Source organism: Mycobacterium sp. (assembly GCF_049281135.1).
In the GTDB taxonomy this organism is placed as follows: domain Bacteria; phylum Actinomycetota; class Actinomycetes; order Mycobacteriales; family Mycobacteriaceae; genus Mycobacterium.
In genome coordinates, this window is the sequence record NZ_JBAPRN010000193.1 from 1 (window position 1) to 1,972 (window position 1,972).

A 1,972-nucleotide genomic window follows, 5' to 3' on the forward strand; every position below is an offset into this window, starting at 1 on the left:
GCGCGGAGTTGTATCGCCGGATCGGAAGTGACGGCTCCCCTACGTCGTGGGGTGCTCGGCTGTTCAACGGCCGCGACGATCAGTTGATGACGTTGATGCTGCCCAGTCCGTTCTTGACCAACGAGCAGCAAATGCGCGACCACCCCGCCTGGTCGCAGCTGGAGCTTTGGGACCGCCTCCGGGCCAGGTTTCTGGGACTGGACTCCGACCCACTCGACCGTTCCGGCAAAGGCTTTCGACACGGCTGAGCGAGTTGACAGCGACCGCGCCGACTCCGACTCGCTCGGCTCGGCAGACGACGACTGACGACAGTCGCGGGGTTCAGCAGCCGCAGTCCTCGCCGCGCCACGACTTGACTCCCTGCCAGATCGAGGCGGCGGCGATGCCCAGGCCCACTACCGGGTCGAACCACCAGCAGGCGGGCCAGATTCCGACGAAGGCGAGACCGATCAGGACCGCCGCGGCCTGCGCACCGCAGAGGTAATTCTGGGTGCCCTCGCTGGCGGTGGCCGACGAGCCCAGCCGATCGGCAAGTGAGTGCTTCAGGCGGCCCAAGATCGGCATCAGCACCAGCGATGCCGCCGTCAGCGCAATACCGATCACCGAAGTCTCGGCGTGATGCTGGTCAAGCAGGTGGTGGACGGATTCCGCGGCGATATACGGCGCGGTCAGCCAAAACGACCACGCGACGCCGATCTGGGCGCGACGTTCGGCGGTTGGTGACGAGGTGCGTGAACCGGAGAACCGCCAGGCGACCATTGCACTGGCCAGCGCCTCCGGCAGGCTGCCCAGTGCCCACCCGGTCAGCGCGATGGAGCCGACCGCGAGGCCCTGCCACAGACCGACCACGCCCTCGGCGAGCATGGCCGCCATGCTGACCCAGGCCAGCCGCCACGCCCATTGCGCGCTACGGCCCCACTGCAGGTCGTGCGCGACGGGATGGCCGTGGCCGGTTTCGGCGCAGCAAGCGTCGGCGACGAGTCCGGCCGGATCGCCCATCGAACGGGATTCGGTCACCCAGCGATGTTAGGTCAACGCGCAAGAGGGGCGTGCTCGCCACACCTCTGAGCGAAGCTCAGGCAGGTGGCAAGGGCCGCTTCATGGTGCAGACGATGCTCCACTCGAAGTAGAACTCGCCGCCCTTGTCGTAGCCCGCGAAGTGATGCGAGACCTGAACGCGCTGCACCGAGGAGTTGACGACCTCCCACCCCTCCGCTCCGTGGGTGTTCGTATGCCGATTCGCCTCGTCGATGACAACTTGCAGGGATTCATTCGTCACGCTGATGAACGTGGTTTCCCACCGCTGCGGGGACCATTTGCCGTCTGACGCCACCCCGGAGTCGGGCACAGGCGAAGGTGCGCTCATAAGGCGGTACCGTACGCGGCCGCGACCCCGGAAAAGTGAATGGAAATTGACCGATGCGTTAAGTGATGTCGATGACCGTGGCCGCCTTTGGGCATATATGGGCATTTTTCCCGGTGTGCCCATGGAGCCCGCTGACGAAAACTGGCCGACATGAACGTCGTTACGAACATCATTGCCGGAGCGCTGCTCGCTGGCAGCACGGTGGCCGCCGCCGTGGGGCTCGCATCGGGTCCTGCCGCGGTCGAGCCACTTTCTGCCTGGGCCCCTAACGGCCACAACACTTTCGCGACGACAGATGACCCTGACCCGAGCGTTCCGCCCCCACCAGCTCCGCCGACCCCGTTCTGCACCCCGCGCGGTGGCTTGTTCATTGTCGGACCGATCTGCGACGAGATCGGTGTGGGACCTCCCGAAAAGCACGGATAGCGAACCAATATCGGCGCTGCGGCACACCGCCACAAGGAAACTCCCAGGATCGGATCGCTACCCTGGCCGGCATGGCGCGCACGGACAACGACACCTGGGATCTGGCGACGAGTGTGGGAGCCACCGCCACGCTGGTGGCCGCGGGCAGGGGCCGAGCCACCCAGGCGGGGCTCATCGACG

At 66.2% G+C, this 1,972-nt stretch carries 4 protein-coding genes and 1 pseudogene; 3 read left to right on the forward strand and 2 right to left on the reverse strand.

Going from position 1 to position 1,972, the window contains the following annotated elements; all coding sequences use genetic code 11:
- A partial coding sequence (locus WAN02_RS08000; protein WP_422263623.1) for a DUF7676 family protein occupies positions 1-248 on the forward strand: 248 nt, incomplete at its 5' end.
- 73 nt (positions 249-321) lie between these two features.
- Here the strand turns inward: WAN02_RS08000 and WAN02_RS08005 are convergent.
- A complete protein-coding gene (locus tag WAN02_RS08005; protein WP_422263624.1) occupies positions 322-1,017 on the reverse strand; it encodes a cation transporter in 696 nt (231 codons plus the stop codon).
- 58 nt (positions 1,018-1,075) lie between these two features.
- Entirely contained in the window at positions 1,076-1,366 is a 291-nt protein-coding gene (locus WAN02_RS08010; protein WP_422263625.1) for a hypothetical protein, read from the reverse strand.
- Between the two features lie 150 nt (positions 1,367-1,516).
- On the opposite strand from WAN02_RS08010, the gene WAN02_RS08015 reads away from it, so the two are divergent.
- Positions 1,517-1,792 (forward strand): hypothetical protein, encoded by a 276-nt coding sequence (locus WAN02_RS08015; RefSeq protein WP_422263626.1) that lies wholly within the window; start codon positions 1,517-1,519, stop codon positions 1,790-1,792.
- A 71-nt stretch (positions 1,793-1,863) separates the two neighbouring features.
- Positions 1,864-1,972 (forward strand): annotated as a pseudogene (locus WAN02_RS08020) (SAM-dependent methyltransferase); the annotation flags it as partial.